Source organism: Runella sp., from assembly GCF_027484545.1.
Lineage (GTDB): Bacteria > Bacteroidota > Bacteroidia > Cytophagales > Spirosomataceae > Runella.
On the sequence record NZ_JAIXST010000083.1, the window covers coordinates 1 to 21,067 of the forward strand.

A 21,067-nucleotide genomic window follows, 5' to 3' on the forward strand; every position below is an offset into this window, starting at 1 on the left:
CGTAGTATTTCCCAGCAAACTGAAACATCTAAAATCTTATGTAACTGTAGCTCAAATTTCATCTTTTCTTACAAAACTACCTATTTTGTTCATCAGTCCAATATTAGGTAAGAGCCTTACTTTAAAATGAGCAATCAACAGTAACAAAGGCACAAACGTGTGAAATCCCAAACCAAAAAACAGAATTCCTAAAAAACTGACCGGATACAGCCAAAACAAATACCCCGTAAAGTACAGCCACAAACACAGCGAACTTCCCCAACAGAAATAGAAAACTTCCCGAAGCCGAGCGGATACCAACGTTAATCCACTGTATAAGATGGTCAATGTTCCCGAAACGACCAATGCCATACTAACCCAAACTGCAGATTCTTGAAAAACAGGAAGACTGCGATTCAATGCAAAACAACTGATGACCCAAATCCACCAATTCAACAAACGGTGAGAAAGCCCTTCATCGGGTTGCCGACTCCAAAAAGGTTTCATTTTCCCTACAACTAATAAATAAACCGTATAACCAATGGCAATCAGGCAGTTAGGAACAAAGTGTGCCGATTCACTTTTGGATGAATTCACCAAAAGATGAATTCCTGTAAACCACAACAAACTGAGAAAAAATAGGTAAAGCCCCGTCCGATAATGAGAATCGGTGAAAGCCCACCAGCGTTGCGCCCAATTTGACTTTTGAATCGTAGAAGTTTCTTCTTCAATGGGAGCATTTGCTGACCAAGCGTTGGGAAAAAGATGTAGTTTCATAACTGAAAAGTTTTTTGTGTTTCAAAGTAAATTAACAAAAAATAAAAGGCAATCAATATTGCCCGGTACGAATGAAAGCCTCTAATGCATTTAAATGGTTGGTAAATGCCTGACGACCATCGGTAGTAGCGGCATACGTAGTATTAGGTTTACGACCCACAAATTGTTTTTGAACATTCAGATAGCCCTGTTCTTCGAGTGCACGTAAATGCGTAGCAAGATTGCCATCAGTCAGATTGAGCAGTTCTTTGAGGGCGTTGAAACTCAACGACTCGTTCACCATCAAGACCGACATAATCCCTAACCGTGCTTTACTCTCAAAGGCTTTGTTAAAATGTTCAAGCATTTACTTACCGTTAATTGTTATCCGTTAATCGTACAACAGTATTTACTGCCAAGCCACTAACTTTTTCTATCATATTTAAAATACATCACCGTGCCATAGATAATATTCAAAACCCCAAATCCAATAGCCCAAACCAGTAAATTGTAACCCGTCAAAAATAGAGAAATCAAACCTAAAACTACCTCTGAGATGCCTAAATATTCTAAATCTCGTACAGTATATTTACTGGCATTCAGCAAAGCAAGGCCATAGAAAATGAGAGTTGCCGGAAAACTTACCCACAATATTCCCCGATAAAACATGGCCAGACAAAAAATACCGCCAGTTATCAGAGGTATTATCAAACTCACTATCAATCGTTTAGAGGTAGAACTCCAAATGGGTTGCCCTACTTTTTGAGCCTTTCGTATCGTGAAAAACATTCCCAAAGTAAGCGCCACTACCAACACAATAGTTCCGTCTATCAATACAAACCTCATCATTTCACCCCGCGTCAATTCTGACAACTGACTGGTGCTTTCGTAGCTCAAAGCATCGGTTTTAAGGCGTAAATAGGCAACCAATGCCCCCACAAGTGCTACTATTCCCGCAGAGACACCCGACAATCCACTGAGGGAAAGAAATTTGGAAGAGCGCTGCATCAAGTCGCGGATTTCAGTAAGGGTCTCTAAGGGTCGGTTTGAGGAATCCATAGTTTTGATTCGAACGCTTTTAAGATTAATCAGTATACTATTTTTACATGTTACAATTTCTCTGCACAAATCACATTGGATTCAGCAATAATCTCATTATTTTTTCTCCAAAAATCAACACTCCAATGACCACTGCAACGCCAGCCATGATTAAAACTCCGGCTGCTGCCAGATCTTTAATTGCTTTTATTTGCGGATGAACACCCAGCGATACCAAATCACACAGTTTCTCTAACGCTGTGTTGAAAGCTTCTGCCGCCCATACTCCACCTATAGCCAATACAATTAACGCCCATTCATTTGAATCAATATCAAATCCAATTCCTGCAAACAACACTCCAATAGCTGCCAATAGGTGAAAACGAGCGTTATTTTCATACCCAAACAAAGACGACACCCCCTCAAAAGCATAGCCAAAACTACGAAGCATTTTGCGTATATTAATCATATTGAAGTAAGGATAAACGACTTATCGTAAACTCTTGCTCGTAAAAAGCCAAAAGGCTCCATAGATTACCAGCATAGCAAACGAAAATACAATAGTTAGCTTGATTGCTAAAGGATCATGCAAATTAGAGACGCTGTATCGAACCAATGAAAAAGGATTAGTGACAATATCCCAGCTATTCCAGCGACCAAAGCGCCCCAAATAAACACCATAACTTGATAAAACCAAACTTCCGATCACTACTATCCATGCCAATGAACCATTCCAAATTTGTTCGACCAAACGATGCACTTTCAGCAGCGAATAAAGTCCCGTCAATAAACCTACCAAGGCAAAAGAAAAATTCATGAGGGCATCATACCATATTAAATGATCAGGAGCGGCTTTCAAATGCATTAAATCTGTAATTAAATACGGCGCATTTGGGAAAAACAGTAACCAAATACTCACTCCGGCCATTACTCCCCATCTTCGGATAAATCGTTGACACCACATATCCTCCACCAGATAAGCAAGTCCAAGCGGAATCCAAGCTAAAAACAGATTCCAAATCAGAAATACCCCTCCTAAGTTTTCCACCGCGACAACCCGCCCTATAATCATCACAATACTTACTGATGACAGCAATCCCAGTAGTTGTAGTTGATTCTTCATTTGAAATTAAAAAGAACTTTGTTTTGCAAAGTAAAATAGAAATCAGCATACATGTCAAGTAAAACGAAATATATTTTCATCTACAAAGTATAAAGTTTCATCTACAAACGATACCAGAAATTGTTTTAGAGTTTTCAAAGGTTTAACATTGTAGGAATTCACATTACCAAAGTCAACGATTATTTCATCCAACACCTAAAAATCAAAATATTCTATGGTTAAAAAAAGTACTTCTTCTTAATCATGAATAAGAATCATACTTTACACATTTATGAGTTTAATCAGTTAAGTTTTTTGTTTGATGTGTAAGATTAGGATAATTTCATGAATCCGCTTTTATTCTGCAAGCAGAATAAGTTTGTTATAACTTTTGTTCTGACAATTAATTTATTTCTTATTTTTGGGACAGTTTTCTTAATCTAAATTAAAAATCGTTAAGTATGAAAAAAAGGTTTACACTGCTGGCCGCAGTAGCTATGATATTTTGTGGCCTCTCGTTATTTGCCCAAGACCGTACCATTACGGGCAAAGTAACAGCATCAGATGATGGTTCAGCGCTACCGGGCGTGAACATTACATTGCGTGGTGCTTCGCGCGGTACTACCAGCGAAGCGGACGGTACTTACAAAATCTCAGTTCCTGCTAATTCCAAATTGGTTTTCAGTTTTATTGGTTTTGCCTCTCAGGAAATTGAAGTAGGTGCCCAAACCTCTATCAATGTGAAATTGGTAGCAGACGCTTCGCAATTACAGGAAGTAGTAGTAACAGCGCAGGGGATTAGGAAAAATCAGCGTGAAATCGGGTATGCTTATTCAAAAGTAACGACTGATGATGTAACCGTAGGCCGTTCGCCCCAATTGGCTCAGGCTCTTTCCGGAAAAGTGACCGGTTTGGCGGTTTACAACGTCAATAACAGCGTTGACCCTGCCGTCAAAATCGTATTACGCGGTTTTCGGTCAATGACGGGTAATAACGAAGCCTTGGTGGTATTGGACGGTATGCAGACCACTTCTACCGTATTGGCGCTGATCAATCCTAACGATATTGAGAGTGTTTCTATCCTGAAAGGTGGACAGGCAGCTACATTGTACGGTTCGGCCGGTATTAACGGTGCACTTATCATTACCACTAAAAAAGGAGCAAAAGGCAAAATCAAAGTAGGCTACTCAAACAGTACCAACTTTGACCAAATCAGCTTCTTACCTCAGTTTCAGGAAAAATACGGTTCAGGTTCACACTACTACCAATCATTCGGCTCGGCCGGCTATAACCCGGATCCGGCTTTCCGTTCAAAACAAAACTGGAGAACCTACGAAAACCAACAGTTTGGAGATCAGTATGATGGTTCAATGAGAATGGTAGGACGGACAGTGGAAGACGGCACTCAGTACATCTTACCTTACTCTCCCGTGAAAAACGGACGTCGCAAAAGTTTTGACACCGGAATCTCCATGAATAATCAGGTGAATTTCCAAGGTGGTGACGACAACAGTTCATTCTACATGTCGTTAGAAAATCAAAAGATTCAAGGTATTGTTCCAGGCGATAAAAGTGAAAGAACCGGTGCTCGTTTGTCGGCCACTCGTGAATATAACAAACTCACCGCCGGATTTACGGCCAGCTATACTCAGGCTGCTTACGACCGTACTTCATCTGATTTCTACAACGACGTAATTAATCAACCTGCTCACTTGCCTTTAAGTGACTTAAGAGACTGGCAGAATAACAAATTTGCCAATCCCAACGGCTTTTTTAACGATTATTACAACAACCCGTATTTCAACGCGGATAACAACCGTCAGAAATACAAAGATGCCAACATCAGCGGTAACTTAAACTTGACCTACAAAGCAGCTCCCTGGATTTCCTTTACGAACCGGTTGGGTATCATGAACAACTCACGTACCGGTAAAAACACAACGGGTAAGTTCCTGTACTCTGACTGGGCAAAAAGTAAAGCGTTTATTCCGGCTCCTTATTATTTTGATGGTGATGGTACGGGGGTTTACCGGGCTATTACTGATAACTTAGGTGCTGTTAGTGATTATTCAACTACGGAAAACGTAATGAATAACGAGTTTCAGATTCAGTTGACCAAAGACTTTGGTTCATTCGCAAATAAGTTGATTTTGGGACACAGTGTGTATCAACGGGCAACCAAGTCAATTACCGTGGGTTCAAGCTCTATTGTTGTACCGGGTGTATACAACGTTTCAAACCGTCAGGGTGAATTGACGGGTGGCGAATCGAATACGCTGCAACGTCGTGTTGGGTATTACGCTGACTTAACCACTAATTACAAAAACTGGTTAATTTTGAACGGTACCTTCCGCTATGACCAAACATCACTTTTCTACAAACCAACCCGTCCAAAAGATTTTTGGTCATATCCTTACTACGGTGTTGCTGTTTCATTTATTGCTACCGATGCCTTCCCTGCGCTTAAAAGCAGCGTGTTAAACTACGCCAAATTGAGGGTGAATGTTAACAAAAATGCCAATGACAATATTCCTTTGTATGGTTTGGATCTGGTTTATCCAAATGGTGCTAACTTCCCTTTTGGTAACACAGTAGGTTTGACCGTAGGCAATACCTTACCTGATGCTAATTTGAAACCTGAAATCGTTTATTCTTCAGAAATTGGCGGTGAGTTTCAGATGTTTAATAACCGACTTAACATAGACGTGTCGGCTTATACCCAAAACTCAAAAGGCCAGGTAATCACGGTGAAAGTACCCAATACGACGGGTTTCTCTAACTTGCTGATCAACGTAGGAGAAACAAAGAACTGGGGATATGAAGCCGAATTAAAGTACCTGATTGCCAGAGGCAGCGGTAAATTCTCTTGGGATGCCGCCGTTCGTTATTCATACAATGATAACAAAGTAGTTGACCTGTATCCGGGTATTGATGAGTTTGTAATTGGCGGTTATTCGTATGCTAATACAAGTGTTATCAAAGGATCGCGTTTCCCAATGTTAAAAACAGATGGTTATCAATATGCTCCTGATGGATCAGGGCAACGTTTGGTAAGTCCAACTACGGGCTATCCATTGCGTCAAACTACCTTGTCGCCAAGAGGAGGTACGTTGCCACGCCACATTATCGGTTTAGGCTCGAAAGTTAACTATGGCAATTTCGCCTTTAACTTCAACTTCGAATACCGTGGCGGTAACGTGATGTACAGTGACTTAGGACGCCAAATGACTTTCACAGGTTCGGGTAAATGGACAGATAACAGAGGTGACCAAATTTTCCCTAACTCGGCCTACATTGAAGGCACAAATGTGGTTCCTAATACAACGGTGAAAGTTCGTGAGCCGGAATACACGCTGTGGGTTGATCAGTATCGCGTAATTTCCGAAAACTTTGTCAATAGCGCTTGGTTTATCAAATTGAGAGATATCAACCTTTCTTATAGCCTCCCACAAAGTTTAATAACTAAAACAAAGATTTTCTCAGCTGCAAGTATCGCACTGTATGGTCGGAATTTGCTCACCATTGTGGATAAAATGAACTTCTACACTGACCCTGAGTATAGCTTTACCACAGGAAATGGTTTGGGGATTAACAATACCAGCCAAACTCCTCCGGTACGTCAGTACGGTGTGAATATTAATCTTACATTTTAGTAATCATCATAATTGACTGAACATGAAATTAAAATCATTTTTTATAATTGCATTTGTTGCGCTGGTTGGAAGTGCCTGTAAGGAGTCATTCTTTGACATCAACACCAACCCCAATTCGTTGCCTACTGCGTCGCCGAGCTTTGTATTTACCAATGCTTTAAATACGACATCTACCAACATGCTTGGTCCCAATGAAACCGGTTCGTATTGGTCCGGGCAATGGACCCAAGGAAACGGGTATATCATCAGCACTACTCTTTTTGCGTATAACTTTACCAATGGTGATTTTAACTATTGGGATGGGTATTATGACAATCTGCAGGATTATCAATTTGTAATCAACAATGCAGATACCTATAACCAAAAATACCTGAAAGGACCGGCCAAGGTCATGAAGGCTATGTTGTTTCAACAATTGTTGGATATGTATGGAAATGTTCCATATTCTGATGCGCTGAAAGGTACTGAAATACTTGCTCCTAAATTTGACGATCAAAAAGCAGTTTATGAGTCGCTAATCACTTTATTGGATGACGCCATTGTTGATTTAAAAGCCAACACCTTTGCCAGTGCCTTTGCGGGTTCGGATATTGTATTTAAAGGCAATACCACTAAATGGACACAGTTTGCGAATTCTCTTAAAATGAGAATTTTGATCCGCCAATCTAAAATTGCAGGACGGGATGCTTACATCAAAACTGAAATCAATAAGATTGTAAGCCAAGGTTCGGGCTTTATTACGGGAGAAGAAGTCGGTGTTGGCGGCCCCTCTTTCTACTTAGCTACCGCCGGCAAATTGAACCCGATTTATAATAACTGGGGTTATGATGCCAACGGTGCCAAAAGAGCACTTAACAACTACCCTCGTTTAACTCAGTTCCTTTTCACCGGCCTTAAGGCTGCGGGCGACACATTACGCTTGAAGCGAATTGCTTATGCCAACGGCGGAGAAAATGGTAACGTACCAGGGACAAGTGTACAAAAAGAGATTGCTGCAAACTATAATGGTACGCCGTTTGGCGTGAGCTCGGGTTATTTGCCTGCAAATACCAGTTCTTTGGGGCCAAGTTTGCTGGTGAAAGGCGAATACAATCGTCCTTACATCCTTATGACAGCTTCTGAAGTTCAATTCCTATTAGCAGAAGCTAAACAAAGATTCAGCGATGTAACTTTACCGGGTACAGCACAATCTTATTTTGAAGCAGGTATTGTACAGTCATTCCGTGTACTGGGAGCCAATACAGCCGGTGCTGCTAATTTCAAAGGAAGTAAAATCAACAACTACGATTGGGATGCTTCAACTGATAAATTGGCTGCTATTGCTATTCAGAAATGGACTGCTTTGACTAACTTCAGCGGCTTGGAAGCATGGGCTGAATATAGAAGGACAAATCTTCCAGTAACTCCTCAAAGTATTCAAATCGTTGGTGAGACCAAACGCCCTGTACGTTTCTTCTATCCTAATACAGAATTAGGTTCAAATGGCGAAAACGTAAAAGCACAAGGTACCATTGATGTATTTACTACTAAGTTGTTCTGGGATGTTGACTAACATATCAAAATAGTTAAACAAACAAAAAGGCTGTTTCGCAAGAGGCAGCCTTTTTGTTTGTTTTGAAGTCTTCATTTCAAGTTTTTTCAAAAGTTATAATTGAAAAAGCCAAGATTTAAGTTGAGTTGGCTTTAGTTAAAATATCCCTTTAAAAAATGGAATTTTTTTATAATTACCACATAATCTACTGATTTTTTTATTTTGACAATTGAATTGTTTTTGATACATTTGAAATGGTAATCTTAATCTAAACTAAACTAAATCATTATTATGAAAAAAAGGTTTACACTGCAAGCCGCAGTGGCACTATTGCTTTGCGGCCTATCGTTGTTTGCCCAAGATCGCACCATTTCCGGTAAAGTTACTGCAGACGATGGCTCGATTCTACCAGGCGTAAACGTTACGCTACGCGGGACCTCGCGTGGTACAACTACCGACTCAGAAGGTAGTTACAAGGTTTCAGTTCCCGGCAATTCGAAATTGGTTTTTAGCTTCATTGGCTTCAAAAGTCAAGAAATCGCGCTTGGTACAGAAAACACAGTTAACGTCAAATTGGTGGCCGATGCTTCGCAATTAGAAGAAGTAGTTGTAACAGCGCTTGGCGTTACCCGTTCTACTAAAACGTTGTCTTATTCTGCCCAACAGATAAAGTCAGAAAGACTGGTATTAGCTGGCGAAAATAACGTTAACAACGCTCTGGCTGGTAAAATTGCCGGTGTACAAGTACAAAGTCAGGCAGGGTCTAAATTGGGATCTAACGGTGCGGGTGGCATACGTATTCGTGGTGCCGGTGCTTTGAACGGAAAAACTGCTTTGTATGTAGTTGATGGTACTCCCACTAATGTTACAGACGTTAACATGGATGCCATAGAATCAATAACGGTTCTTAAAGGCCCTAATGCAACGGCTCTTTACGGTCAGCGTGCAGATGCCGGCGTTGTGGTTATCACAACCAAAAAAGCAAAAAAAACGGGCATAGGTATTGATATAAACTCAAACTTCTCTTTTGAAAACCCAACGATTGTTCCAAAATATCAGAATGTTTATGCAGGTGGTGGCGATGCAGCATGGTTAACCTACAAATGGGTAGCCGGCCAACCGGAAGAGTGGAAAGCCCTTGATGGTAAAAAATACCATGACTATACTGACGATGCCTCATGGGGTCCAAAAATGGATGGGGCAGAGTATATCCCATGGTATGCCTGGTACCCAAATACACAATACTCGTTCAAAACAGCTCCTTTGACTGCCAACCCGAACAACATTCGTGATTTTTATAACACAGGTAAAACAGCACAAAACGGTGTAACTTTCTCTAAAGCTGGTGATAACTTTAATACACGTATTTCTTATACGAATATCAACCAAACGGGCATCACGCCTTATACATCGTTAGATAAAAATTTGCTTTCAACGAAGACTGAGATCAATTTGGGAAAATATTTTACTTTCGGAGCAAACGTCAACTACACAGCTGAGAAACTTCAGGGAGAAAACAACGACGGTTATAGCAATGCAACCAGTGGTTCTTTCAACGCTTGGTTTCACCGCGACTTGGATATCAACATTTTGCGTGAGTTGAAAGATTACGTATCCCCTTCCGGCTCTTTGATTAGCTGGAACCACGATAATGTTACTTCTACTTCTAACTTCAATACAGGACGTTTCTCACAAGGGAACTACTGGTACAATCCTTATGCGCAACTTTCACGCCAAGTTAATATGGTAAATCGTAATAAGTTGTTTGGCGACTTGAATTTGACGTTCAAGTTAGATGATCACTTCAAAGTAGCTGTTTTTGCTCGCCGCAATGAGTTAACAACCAACTATGAGCAAACAGGTCCAACACTTATCGAAAATTCGGCCTACCAAACTGGTTACAAAGCATATTATAACACAGGACAAGGTTTCAACCGAGAAGACAACTATGAAGCTTTGGCTTCTTACAACAACGCATGGGGCAAACTCAGCTTAGATGCCAACGTAGGTGGAAACTTACGGGAGAACACCGCTCGCACTGTTGATGTAGGCACAAAGGCAGGTTTAGTAGTGCCCAACTTGTTTGCATTGTCTAATTCAAAAGATGTGATTAATTATTCAAATGGACGTTCAAGAAAAAAAGTACAATCTCTCTATGCCAGAGCTTCTTTGGGCTACAACGAGACTGTATTCATAGAAGGTTCTGTTCGTAACGACTGGTCGTCGGCCTTGCCGAAAGATGCTAACTCTTATCTTTACCCATCGTTGGGTGGAAGTTTTGTATTCTCTGAAATATTCAAGGGCAAAATTCCATTCATGTCGTTTGGTAAGTTGAGAGCGAGCTGGGCGCAAGTAGGTTCTGATATTGACCCTTACAACTTAGCCCTTACTTATGGTGTTGGTGCAGTGAAATATGGCACAAACATCTTGATGAGTACACCAAACCAATTGCCGAACGAAAATATTCAGCCCTCATTGTCGTCTTCGTACGAAGGTGGTATAGATTTGAAATTCTTGGGTAATAGAATTGGCTTCTCAGCAACAGTTTACAAAGAAGACAAACGCAATGAGATTTTGAGCGTACAGATTCCGGGAGCCAGTGGTTTTTCTTCACAAATTATCAACGCTGGCCACATTCAACGCCAAGGACTTGAACTACAATTAGATGTTACAGCATTCAAAGGAAAAGACTTCAACTGGGATATATCTTTAAATGCTGCCAGAAACACTTCGAAAGTACTCGAGCTAGCCGAAGGCTTAACAACATACACACAAGCCGCAGCAACATTCTCACAAGTAATACAAGTACATAAGGTGGGCGAAGAGTGGGGGCAGCTGCGTGGTTATAAAATCAAACGCATTAACGGCGAACCTGTTTTGACCAGCGATGGTTTCTATGTTGGCGAAAAAGACCAATATTTTGGTTCTGTATTACCAAAATTCACAGGTGGTGGTACTTCGATGATGACATACAAAAACTTCACGCTGAATGTATCATTAGATTTCCAAAAAGGTGGCAAATTCTACTCATTATCAAGTCTTTGGGGTAAATACTCCGGTTTGTTAGAAGAAACAGCTGCACTTAACGACAAAGGCAAAAACGTACGCGACCCAGTTTCTGAAGGGGGTGGAGTAAAAGTAAATGGCGTAAACGAAAAAGGCGAAAAAGTTGAAATGTATGTAGAGGGGTTCGATTATTACCACCAATTTTATAATTCCGGGGCCGATTTCGACGTTTACGATGCTTCTTATGCAAAAATTCGGGAACTGAGCTTTGGCTATAATATCCCACTTGCTAAACTTGGCTTAAATAGCTACATCCGTTCTGCTTCGGTATCGTTTATCGCACGTAATCCTTGGATTATTTATGTTGCCAACCGCAACATTGATTCAAGCGAAATCTCACAAACTTATGGCGAAAACGGTCAATATTTTGGTACTCGTTCGTTAGGCTTTAACCTTAAATTGAGTTTCTAATCATGAATAATATAAAAAAATCCCTTATCCTGGGTTCATTAACCGCAGTGTTTTTGAATTTATCTTCTTGTACACTCGGCGAATTTGGTGATATCAACGTTAACCCAAGTGCCACGCAAACACCTGTAACATCGGCTTTGCTTACCAATGTATTGGCAAATTTTTATTCTCAAAATACTTACTACGTTGAGAAAGGCTTATATGCGCAGTATTTTTCCCAAAGTCAGTATCCTGATGGTTCGCAATACGCAACTACTCAAGTTGATTTTAGTGGCTATTATACCGGAACACTGTACGATCTACAAAACATTATTAACATCAACACTGACGCTGCTACTAAGGGCTTAAGTGCTGTACTTGATAATGGATCAAACAACAATCAAATAGCAGTATCTCGCATTGCTAAGGCTGCCATATTCGCGGTTGTGACCGACACTTGGGGAGATGTGCCTTATTCGGAAGCTTTAATCAAAAAATCAAACCCAAAATATGATACCCAACAGGCTATCTATACGGGTTTATTGAAAGAACTTAAAGAAGCAATAGCACAATTTGACAACGGAAAAGCTGTAACAGGTGATATTTTGAATGGAGGAAGTGCAACAAAATGGAAAAAATACGCCAATTCATTGCGCATGATTTTAGCTCTACGTATGTCGAAAGTTGATGCCGCAACCGGAAAAACCGAGTTTGCAGCAGCATTGGCAGATGCATCTGGCAATGTAGCTACCAATGCTGACAATATCGTCTACGCATTTTTAGACAATAACGACTTCCGTAACCCTTGGCAAGCTCTCTACGACGGTCGCGATGACCAAGGTATAAGCGATGTGTTTTTGAAAGAATTGCAAGACCGAAAAGACCCACGTATTCCTGCCTACTTTACGCCTATCACAGATGGCTCATTCCTTGGTATTCCTTATGGTCTAAAAAGGGATGTTTTGATTCAATGGACCAACAAAAATCCTAAATATTCAAAACCAAATATTGCAAACTTTCAGACCAAAGCTGCACCAGGTTATATCGTAACAGCTGCCCAGGTACTTTTGGCACGTGCAGAAGCCGCCAAATTGGGTTGGACTACTGAAGATGGCAACAAACTATACAACGATGCTATTAAAGCCGCTTGGGAGCAATGGAAAGTGTACGACGCAGCAAAATACGCTACGTATATCGCAGATCCTCTTAACGACATCACTAAAGGTACTAATGCCGTTGAAAAAATTGCCGTGCAACGTTGGATTACGTTATACCCCAACGGACAAGAGGCTTGGTCTGAATGGCGTCGTATAGGTTTTCCAAAACTTACTCCCTCTGCTTACGCAGTAAATACAAGTAAGCAAATACCTCGCCGCTATGCGTACCCAAACGTTGAGGCTACATTGAACAAAGCCAATTATGATGCCGCTACATCGCGTATCTCCGGCGGAGATACCCACGACGGTCGTGTTTGGTGGGATAAGTAGGTTTTTAGAATGTATTACTACTTCTTGACTAAAACATTCGCTTAATTATTATTAAAAGGAGGTCATCAACCCGATGACTTCCTTTTATGTTTTAAGGAGTGACTACCAATTTTCCCATCACTCGTCGTTCGAGCATATCATAAAGGGCTTGAGGAGTTTCCGCTAAAGAATACGTTTTTTGAATGTAAGGCTTGAGTTCTCCTTTTTGGTAAAACTGAAATAACTCAACTATATTTTGAAAGTTGGCTTTAGGCTCGCGCTCAGCAAAAGCGCCCCAAAATACACCTACAATGGAACTGCCTTTTAATAATGCTAAATTGAAGGGAAGTGCCGGAATTTGGCCGGCTGCAAAACCAACTACCAAATAGCGTCCTTTCCAATTCATGGCGCGGAAGGCAGGTTCGGCATATTCTCCACCTACGGGGTCATAGATAACATCCACTCCCCCACCCGTTAGTTTTTTAAGGCTTTCGCGTAAATCTTCTTTCGAATAGTTAATTAGGCCATCTGCACCGTATTCTTTACATAAGGCCAGTTTTTCGTCGCTTGAAGCCGCTGCAATCACTTTTGCACCCATAATTTTCCCCAAATTGACCGCAGCTAAACCTACTCCTCCGGCGGCTCCCAACACCAACAAAGTTTCTCCCGCTTTCAACTGCGCCCGGTCTTTGAGAGCATGGTAAGAAGTTCCATAAGTATACATCAGCGATGCTGCCACAGCATAATCCATGTTTGGGGGCATCTTGAAGGTTCGATTGGCATTTACCACTAATTCTTCAGCAAAGCCCCCCCAACCCGGCATTGCAAATACATTATCCCCGACTTGAAGGTGCTTTACATCTTCTCCTATTTCCTTCACGACACCGGCCACTTCTCCTCCCGGAGAAAAAGGAAAGGGAGGTTTGAATTGGTACTTACCCTGAATGATAAGTGTATCAGGAAAATTAACGCCACAGGCTTTCACCGAAATAACCACTTGGTCTTTTTCAGGATGCAAGGGCAAGACGTCTTCCACCACAAGCGATTCGGGCGGGCCATATTGTTTACAGAGAAGGGCTTTCATAAAAGTAGTGTCCAGTTTTGGCATGAAAGATAAAGCCTTAACGCCTTATTTTCCTACTATTTATAACCGGACAAATCGCTTTTTTTATTTGCAATCTTGCCTGAGTTCGAGATAAACTTTTGCAATCAGTGAGTCTGGACTGTGCATAATAAACCCCTTCTTTAGCGGGAATAAATTGAAGAACCCCTGATAAAACAGGCAGCCCTCCCGTTTCCTGCAAATACCAATCAACCGTAGCATTCGAAGAGGTATACACAATTAATGGAGCTATTTTCTCGCCTTCACAAATACTTTGACTTACTACCAAAGGGGCATCTGGTATAATAGGGTCACAAATAGGCAAGGTCACTACCTGCTGAGTTGTTTGTTAGTTGCTATCAGTAATGTAAATCAAAACTTTATAATCATTTAATGGGTCAATATCAAAAATTGTGCCATTCCTAACTACGCCCCTATCAGTTGATATCAATGCATCCGTTATTTCAAAAACCACTTTATAGGTACGTTGACCCAAACATAAATTAGGACAAATAATAGTTTTGACCACAAAAGCAGAAACCGTATTATTTTTTAATGTGTAGCCATAGACTGAACAGAAAGGTACAAGGATAAGAAAGAAGCCCCATAAAGGGCTTCGACTATACGAATAATTCACAAATATTGTTTTTAAGTAGGGTACTTGTAACTCTATTACGAGGCAAAATTACACCAAATAGGAACTCCTACAAAAAAAAACAAACAAAACTACTGATTTACAGTTAATTACGCAAGAAGGTATATTTATTGTTGTAATATATACCAATCAGCTATTTTAGTATACTTATTTCCAATCCACTCGTTAGATCCATCTGATGATAAACGCGGTGGGTCGCTTTGATAAAGTCTTTTTCATTCGCTAAGTAAATATTAGGAATGTATCTTTGCGGATTGCGGTCAAAAAGAGGGAAAGCCGTGCTCTGTACTTGAATCTGTATACGGTGCCCCTTTTTGAAAGTATGCAGAACATCCTGCAATCGGAAGTTAATATCAGTGACTTTGTTGGGAGTAAGTGGCTCGGGTTTTTCAAACGAATTACGAAAACGCGCCCGCATAATTTCACTGCGTACCATTTGATGATAATTGCTAAGCGTTACATTTTTGTTGGGCATATAGGCATGATTAGGTTCTTCGCCTGGATACACATCTACCAACTTTACAAAAAAGTCGGCATCACTACCCGTCGTACTGATTTTGAGCTTGGCCATAATTTCACCTCCCAGCGTTATATCCTCACTCAAAGGTTCGGTTTGAAAAACCAACACATCAGTTCGGCGAGCCGCAAAACGCTGATCTTCTGACATATAATTGAACGGTGTGAAACCCATCGTTTCGGTGTTATCTTCAAGATACGGTACCGGCTTCAACGGGTCACTCACGTATTCACTCACAGATTTAGCTTCTTTAGGTGCCTCAAACGTCAACTTGCCATTAGCATGAAAATATAACATTTTCTTTTCGGCGTTGGCCGCAGGCCATTTGTTAAACGTTTCCCACGATTTTTTGCCGGTATTAAACAAGTAGGCATCAGGTAAGCCCGTTTTGCCATCCCCTGCTCCTTTGAGAAAATGTTGAAAGAACTTAGTCTCAATTTCACGCTGATAGAATGTAGCTACGCTATCCCCAAAATAAACGTTACTGTGAAGTGTATGTCCCGTCTCCTGCGACCAACGACCATGCCCAAAGGGGCCCATTACCAGCGTATTGTACGTCCCAGGGTTATTTTTTTCGAGGGTTTTATAAACAGTCAAAGGCCCGTATAAGTCTTCGGCATCAAACCACCCACCTACAGTCATGACGGCATGTTTTACATTTTTTAAATGCGGTACAATGCTTCGTTTTTTCCAAAATTCGTCGTAATTGGGATGCTCTTCATGCTCTTGCCAAAAGAAGTTATCTTTGTAGTATTTATCAAAATTTTTGAGCGGTCCTAAGTCTAAATTAAACTGATACCCATCTTTCGTATTGGCTTGAATTAATCCCGGCAGCCACCAATTGTCTGTCGTAGGTTTGTCATGTTGAATTCCAAATACGGGAAAAGTCAGGAAATAACCTTGAGTATAAGCACCATTGTGGTGAAAATCTTCAAAAAAGAAATCGGAAACGGGTGCTTGAGGAGAAGATGCTTTCAAAGCAGGATGTTGACTCAGCGCTCCTGCGACTGTGTAAAAGCCCGGGTAACTGATACCCCATTGCCCTATCCTACCGTTGTTATTCGGAACATTTTTGACCAACCAATCAATGGTGTCGTAAGCGTCTGAAGATTCATCCACTTCTGACGATTTAGTTTTATTGGCAATTTGCGGCGTCATATTGGTCCAAGTTCCTTCGCTCATGTAACGCCCGCGTACGTCCTGATAAACAAAGATGTACTTATCACGCATCAAAAACTTATTGGGCCCTATTTGTCCCGCAAATTTGCCTTCCCCGTACGGCGCAATGCTGTAACAGGTCCGTTGCATCAAAAACGGATAGGTAGTGGTCGTCGAAGCATCTTTAGGAGAATATACAATAGTGTGCAACTTGATACCATCGCGCATTGCAATGTCGTATTCCACTTTATTATAATTTTCTTTGACCCAGTCGCTTTGGGCATAGATAGTTTGCGTTAAGGCAAAAAGGAGTAGGAAAAAGAAGCTTTTCATGGATTTAGTGCTTGTTTGATGAGTAAATAATCTCCCGACGAATTGGTTTTCAATTTAACAAAACCTTGTGACTCATACTGCTTTAGAAACAGGTCAAAACCGGCATCTTTACCGAAATAAGCCTGCATATCCTGCGTCATCAGGATAAAGTTGATGTTTTTTTGTTGTACAAATTTCTCAAAATCGCCATCCCTATATTCTTCTACGTGAATCCAATCAGAGTCTTGCGTTAGAAAAACCCGATACCAATCTCGTTCGAGTATTCGCAAACGCTCTTTAGGTTGAAGCTTGATAATGAATCGTACATTATCTGCGGCAGGTGTCGGGGCCTGACGGTGATATTCGGGGAATCTGACACCTAAAAAGACCAATAAAATAAGGCCGAATATAGGTGCGGGTGGAATCGTTTGGAGAAAAGATAATTTCCTGAAAGTAATCCGATTCGCAATAAAGGCTATCAGCCAATAAATCAGAATCAGGTGAAATACCAAATAGTGTGTACGCGGATAAATCAGAATGGTAGCCACTAAAGTCGGAAAAATAAGAGTAATCAATGCCACCAATCCCCACCCATCTACCGGTTTCTGTCGAAAATTACGCCAAGTAGCCGGGTAATCAACCAGGGCTAAAAATACCAATCCTATTATTGCCACCAAACCTGTACGCCAGGGAGAATACCACCCTCGAAAAAGTGTTTGATAAAACGTATCAACTGTATTTTTCAGGTTAGCGGTAAGTGTATGGGTCAAATTGGTAAAAATATGCTTCAATGCCCAAGCCGGCTGAGCTTTCAGAGCATCAGTAAGCGTTTGTACATCGTTGCCTAAAACCTGATGAAAAAGTCGAAGTTGAGCCTCAATCGTACTTGGTTCGGGTTGATGGTTCCAAGCGGAATAATTGACTATAAAATGTTGCTGAAAAGCAACAGCACTGCGACTGCCATCACCACTGAAAAGTGGATTCTCAAGCAATACGTGAAGCGTAATAACTACTATTACAAAAACTCCGACTGCAACGATATTCATTCGTTGTTGAAGTGCTTTTTCTTTCCATGCCCACCAAAGCATAAACAGTAGTCCCAACAGAAATGAAATATAAAATTCAGGACGAAAATAAGCGCAAAATAACCCCACCAAAGCGACCAAAAGAAATCGAAAAAAGTGGGTCCATTGATTAAAATGAATAGCAGCTAAAGTCGCCAAAATCAAACAAAACGGAGCAATGGATATTTTAGGATTGAGAGGGAGATTTTGAGAAGAAAACAAAAATAACACTGAAAGACAAACACTTATCCAAAAAGACAAACGTAATGAACGAAGAAAAAGAAACACGGCTATGCCTGCCAAAACACTTAATAAAGCCCAATTGAAATAATATAAATCCAGACTATTAGGAATGAACAAATGCCAAAAAGCATACCAAGCAGCGTAGAGAGGGCCCCACTGAGCGCCTCCCTTAAAGGGAATTGAGAAAGTTAGCCCGGAACCCAGATAAGTGGTTTCGTCACCAAACTCAACATCTTTCCACGCCGCTAAATTGTAGACCAGAATCAATCCAGCAACCAATAAAATTAAAACTCCAAATCGATGAAGACGCATATTTGCCGGGACTTTCAAAGCCCAATACTTTGACAAAGTGAATTAAAGAGCTTTGGCCGTATCTGCCGGAACCGGTTGCGGTGTAACAGGAACTACAGGTCGAGGAATCACCTGAGCGGGTATTAATTCTACCGATACCACAAAATACTTAGTATCACCATTCCATGGTAATTGAAAGAATTTTTCTTCATAATGCAGAGCCACACGTTGTCCCGTTCGTTGGGACAGATTCAGTGCTTCAATAGCTGTTTTGTTATCATCATCTACTGAAAAATCCCACGTCGTCGAATTGAAAGTACCGGTACCATCAGACATACCTCCCACGATCAATTGACCTTCATGGGTTTTAAAGACATATCCTTTACGGCTCAGTTTTACCAATGAGCCTACGCGTGTTCCGTCACTGTAATAACCAAATGTTATGTAATACAAAATACTACCAACGATAAGTAGTAAAATTCCGAGGAAAAGCCATTTACGCATAGTATTATAAAATTAAGAGATTAAAAGATTGGAAGCAGACAACCAGAAAATGAAATCTAAAATTAGGCAAATGGTTAATCAATGATATTATTTTTGGTCAATATATTTAACGGGGCGAACTTCGTAAAAGTAGGGGGATTTTGCAAGGATTGCCCGTTTGTGCTTAAAAATTAGTACTTTTGAAACGATATAAATCAGTAAAAAACAAACAAAGTGGCCTTAATAAAATCCATCTCAGGTATTCGCGGTACGATTGGCGGTAAGACGGGAGATTCGCTTACACCGATTGATGTTGTTAAATTCTCGGCTGCGTTTGGAACGTGGCTCAAACGAAAAAAAGCTAATAATCTTCGGATTGTCATCGGACGTGATGCCCGACTTTCGGGCGAAATGGTCTCAAAATTGGTAGCTTCCACCTTACAGGGTATTGGATTTGAGGTCATAGATTTAGGGCTTTCCACTACCCCGACCGTCGAAATTGCCGTACCGCTCGAAAAGGCTGCAGGAGGTATTATTCTGACCGCAAGCCATAATCCGATTCAATGGAATGCCCTCAAGCTTTTAAACAGCGAAGGTGAATTCATCACAGGTCAGGATGGAGCAGAGGTTTTGGAATTGGCCGAAAGCGAAGACTTTGATTTTGTAGAGGTACGCAAATTGGGTTCCTACCAAACAAATGCGACCTATTTTCAAAAGCACATCGAACTGATTATGGCTTTGCCGTTGGTAGATAAAGAAGCTGTTGCTGCCAAGAATTTCAAAATTACCGTAGACGCCGTTAATTCAACGGGGGGAATCGCGGTACCGATGCTTTTGGAAGCTTTAGGTGTAAATAAAGAAAATATCAAACTTATCAACTGCGAACCCACCGGCGATTTTGCCCATAATCCGGAGCCCTTGCCCGAAAATTTGCTCGAAATCAGCCGCGAAATGACGCGGGGGGATTTTGATTTAGGGATTGTGGTAGATCCGGACGTAGATCGCTTGGCACTTATTTGCGAAGACGGAATGCCTTTTGGAGAAGAATATACGCTGGTAGCCGTAGCTGATTATGTGCTTAAAAATACGTTGGGAAATACTGTCTCCAATTTATCTTCAACGGGAGCACTTCGTGATGTTACACTCAAAGCGGGAGGCAACTATTTTGCTTCGGCCGTGGGCGAGGTCAATGTAGTGGAAATGATGAAAGCCAATGATGCAGTAATTGGTGGAGAAGGCAACGGAGGCATTATTTATCCGGCCTTGCACAATGGACGCGATGCCTTGGTAGGAATTGCTTTGTTCTTAACCCATTTGGCAAAATTCGGCAAATCGGCTTCTATCCTGCGACGCACGTATCCCAGCTACCATATTTCTAAGAATAAAATTGAACTTACTCCCGACATAGATGTAGATGGAGTACTTGAAAAAATCAAGAAGAAGTACGCTAAGAATCCAATCAACACAATTGATGGCGTAAAAATAGAATTTGACAAAGAATGGGTTCACCTTCGTAAATCCAATACGGAACCAATTATTCGTATTTATTCTGAATCTGAGACAGCAGCCACTGCCGACCATTTAGCCCGGAAAATTATTGCTGATATCAAAGAAGTCATTCATCAATAGGTGTCATTTTGAGTTTGGTACAGTTTATGGAAAATAACAAAAGTACTTTTATTGCTCCTACAGCGGCCGTAATGGGCCAAGTCATGCTGGGTGAAAACGTTTCAGTTTGGTACGGAGCAGTGATAAGAGCTGATGTAGAGAAAATTACCATTGGCGACCGTACCAATATTCAGGATAATGCTGTTTTGCACGCCGATTATGGTTCTCCTACGATTATCGGTAATGATGTAACCGTAGGTCACGGAGCTATTGTCCACGGAGCAACCGTAGGCAACGGTTCATTAATTGGAATGCGAGCCACGATTTTAAACAACGCTAAAATCGGCAAATTTTGCATTATTGGAGCCCATGCCCTTGTCACTGAAGGGATGGACGTTCCAGATTTTTCAATGGTCTTGGGTACACCCGGAAAAATTGTAAAACAACTTCCCGAATCTTACGCGGCCCAGTTATTAGAAAGCGCTGCCCACTACGTTGAAATGGGTCAACGACATGCTTCCAGCGAATTTCCATTATTGTTTTAAGACTTACTCCTACCTTACCTTGTTATTGAGAGGTTCCTGATACTCAGGAGCCTCTTCAAAATTGGCATTGTTTTTGACGCCTGTTTCATCGTTCAACTTTCATCATTC

The 21,067-nt window shown here is 41.0% G+C and carries 16 protein-coding genes; 6 read left to right on the top strand and 10 right to left on the bottom strand.

Translation table 11 applies throughout. The features are described 5' to 3' along the window. Positions 1 to 51: 51 nt before the first annotated feature. From Q0081_RS07630 to Q0081_RS07650, 5 genes are all read right to left on the bottom strand, one after another. Positions 52 to 756 carry a hypothetical protein gene (locus Q0081_RS07630; RefSeq protein WP_298350982.1) on the bottom strand — a complete coding sequence of 235 codons (705 nt, stop codon included), beginning with the start codon at positions 754 to 756 and terminating at the stop codon, positions 52 to 54. A 52-nt stretch (positions 757 to 808) separates the two neighbouring features. After that, positions 809 to 1,102: a transcriptional regulator gene (locus Q0081_RS07635; protein ID WP_298350984.1), complete on the bottom strand. Its 294-nt coding sequence runs from the start codon at positions 1,100 to 1,102 to the stop codon at positions 809 to 811. 56 nt (positions 1,103 to 1,158) lie between these two features. Beyond that, on the bottom strand, positions 1,159 to 1,794 hold the full coding sequence (locus Q0081_RS07640) for a hypothetical protein (protein WP_298350985.1): 636 nt from the start codon (positions 1,792 to 1,794) through the stop codon (positions 1,159 to 1,161). 70 nt (positions 1,795 to 1,864) lie between these two features. Then, a complete protein-coding gene (locus Q0081_RS07645) occupies positions 1,865 to 2,224 on the bottom strand; it encodes a diacylglycerol kinase family protein (RefSeq protein ID WP_298350987.1) in 360 nt (119 codons plus the stop codon). A gap of 39 nt (positions 2,225 to 2,263) precedes the next feature. Continuing rightward, on the bottom strand, positions 2,264 to 2,896 hold the full coding sequence (locus Q0081_RS07650) for a DUF1361 domain-containing protein (protein ID WP_298350988.1): 633 nt from the start codon (positions 2,894 to 2,896) through the stop codon (positions 2,264 to 2,266). 440 nt (positions 2,897 to 3,336) lie between these two features. Between Q0081_RS07650 and Q0081_RS07655 the strand changes: the two genes are divergently transcribed. From Q0081_RS07655 to Q0081_RS07670, 4 genes are all read left to right on the top strand, one after another. Then, positions 3,337 to 6,528, top strand: a complete 3,192-nt coding sequence (locus tag Q0081_RS07655) for a SusC/RagA family TonB-linked outer membrane protein (RefSeq protein WP_298350991.1) — start codon at positions 3,337 to 3,339, stop codon at positions 6,526 to 6,528. Between the two features lie 22 nt (positions 6,529 to 6,550). After that, the gene (locus Q0081_RS07660; RefSeq protein ID WP_298350993.1) at positions 6,551 to 8,080 is read left to right on the top strand and encodes a SusD/RagB family nutrient-binding outer membrane lipoprotein; all 1,530 of its coding nucleotides are present in this window, start codon (positions 6,551 to 6,553) and stop codon (positions 8,078 to 8,080) included. A gap of 270 nt (positions 8,081 to 8,350) precedes the next feature. Next, complete coding sequence (locus Q0081_RS07665) at positions 8,351 to 11,536, top strand: SusC/RagA family TonB-linked outer membrane protein (protein WP_298350995.1); 3,186 nt, start codon at positions 8,351 to 8,353, stop codon at positions 11,534 to 11,536. A gap of 2 nt (positions 11,537 to 11,538) precedes the next feature. Then, complete coding sequence (locus Q0081_RS07670) at positions 11,539 to 13,002, top strand: SusD/RagB family nutrient-binding outer membrane lipoprotein (RefSeq protein WP_298350998.1); 1,464 nt, start codon at positions 11,539 to 11,541, stop codon at positions 13,000 to 13,002. Between the two features lie 91 nt (positions 13,003 to 13,093). Here Q0081_RS07670 and Q0081_RS07675 read toward each other — a convergent pair whose 3' ends face one another. From Q0081_RS07675 to Q0081_RS07695, 5 genes are all read right to left on the bottom strand, one after another. Continuing rightward, on the bottom strand, positions 13,094 to 14,065 hold the full coding sequence (locus Q0081_RS07675) for an NADPH:quinone oxidoreductase family protein (protein WP_298351001.1): 972 nt from the start codon (positions 14,063 to 14,065) through the stop codon (positions 13,094 to 13,096). Between the two features lie 37 nt (positions 14,066 to 14,102). Then, on the bottom strand, positions 14,103 to 14,414 hold the full coding sequence (locus Q0081_RS07680; protein ID WP_298351005.1) for a hypothetical protein: 312 nt from the start codon (positions 14,412 to 14,414) through the stop codon (positions 14,103 to 14,105). Positions 14,415 to 14,871: 457 nt separating this feature from the next. Next, positions 14,872 to 16,746, bottom strand: a complete 1,875-nt coding sequence (locus tag Q0081_RS07685) for a CocE/NonD family hydrolase (RefSeq protein WP_298351007.1) — start codon at positions 16,744 to 16,746, stop codon at positions 14,872 to 14,874. After that, on the bottom strand, positions 16,743 to 18,344 hold the full coding sequence (locus Q0081_RS07690) for a hypothetical protein (protein ID WP_298351010.1): 1,602 nt from the start codon (positions 18,342 to 18,344) through the stop codon (positions 16,743 to 16,745). The genes Q0081_RS07685 and Q0081_RS07690 overlap by 4 nt, the downstream gene beginning before the upstream one ends. Positions 18,345 to 18,386: 42 nt before the next feature. Beyond that, positions 18,387 to 18,827 (bottom strand): hypothetical protein, encoded by a 441-nt coding sequence (locus tag Q0081_RS07695; protein ID WP_298351013.1) that lies wholly within the window; start codon positions 18,825 to 18,827, stop codon positions 18,387 to 18,389. Between the two features lie 213 nt (positions 18,828 to 19,040). On the opposite strand from Q0081_RS07695, the gene glmM reads away from it, so the two are divergent. Both glmM and Q0081_RS07705 read left to right on the top strand, forming a co-directional pair. Continuing rightward, on the top strand, positions 19,041 to 20,435 hold the full coding sequence (glmM, locus tag Q0081_RS07700) for a phosphoglucosamine mutase (protein WP_298351016.1): 1,395 nt from the start codon (positions 19,041 to 19,043) through the stop codon (positions 20,433 to 20,435). Positions 20,436 to 20,461: 26 nt separating this feature from the next. Continuing rightward, positions 20,462 to 20,959, top strand: a complete 498-nt coding sequence (locus tag Q0081_RS07705; RefSeq protein WP_298351019.1) for a gamma carbonic anhydrase family protein — start codon at positions 20,462 to 20,464, stop codon at positions 20,957 to 20,959. The last annotated feature ends 108 nt before the right edge of the window (positions 20,960 to 21,067 follow it).

Bases quoted from the DNA above. Each gene is read 5' to 3' on its own strand.
- Q0081_RS07630 (WP_298350982.1), bottom strand. From the start codon at position 756: ATGAAACTACATCTTTTTCCCAACGCTTGGTCAGCAAATGCTCCCATT.
- Q0081_RS07635 (WP_298350984.1), bottom strand. From the start codon at position 1,102: ATGCTTGAACATTTTAACAAAGCCTTTGAGAGTAAAGCACGGTTAGGG.
- Q0081_RS07640 (WP_298350985.1), bottom strand. From the start codon at position 1,794: ATGGATTCCTCAAACCGACCCTTAGAGACCCTTACTGAAATCCGCGAC.
- Q0081_RS07645 (WP_298350987.1), bottom strand. From the start codon at position 2,224: ATGCTTCGTAGTTTTGGCTATGCTTTTGAGGGGGTGTCGTCTTTGTTT.
- Q0081_RS07650 (WP_298350988.1), bottom strand. From the start codon at position 2,896: ATGAAGAATCAACTACAACTACTGGGATTGCTGTCATCAGTAAGTATT.
- Q0081_RS07655 (WP_298350991.1), top strand. From the start codon at position 3,337: ATGAAAAAAAGGTTTACACTGCTGGCCGCAGTAGCTATGATATTTTGT.
- Q0081_RS07660 (WP_298350993.1), top strand. From the start codon at position 6,551: ATGAAATTAAAATCATTTTTTATAATTGCATTTGTTGCGCTGGTTGGA.
- Q0081_RS07665 (WP_298350995.1), top strand. From the start codon at position 8,351: ATGAAAAAAAGGTTTACACTGCAAGCCGCAGTGGCACTATTGCTTTGC.
- Q0081_RS07670 (WP_298350998.1), top strand. From the start codon at position 11,539: ATGAATAATATAAAAAAATCCCTTATCCTGGGTTCATTAACCGCAGTG.
- Q0081_RS07675 (WP_298351001.1), bottom strand. From the start codon at position 14,065: ATGAAAGCCCTTCTCTGTAAACAATATGGCCCGCCCGAATCGCTTGTG.
- Q0081_RS07685 (WP_298351007.1), bottom strand. From the start codon at position 16,746: ATGAAAAGCTTCTTTTTCCTACTCCTTTTTGCCTTAACGCAAACTATC.
- Q0081_RS07690 (WP_298351010.1), bottom strand. From the start codon at position 18,344: ATGCGTCTTCATCGATTTGGAGTTTTAATTTTATTGGTTGCTGGATTG.
- Q0081_RS07695 (WP_298351013.1), bottom strand. From the start codon at position 18,827: ATGCGTAAATGGCTTTTCCTCGGAATTTTACTACTTATCGTTGGTAGT.
- Q0081_RS07705 (WP_298351019.1), top strand. From the start codon at position 20,462: ATGGAAAATAACAAAAGTACTTTTATTGCTCCTACAGCGGCCGTAATG.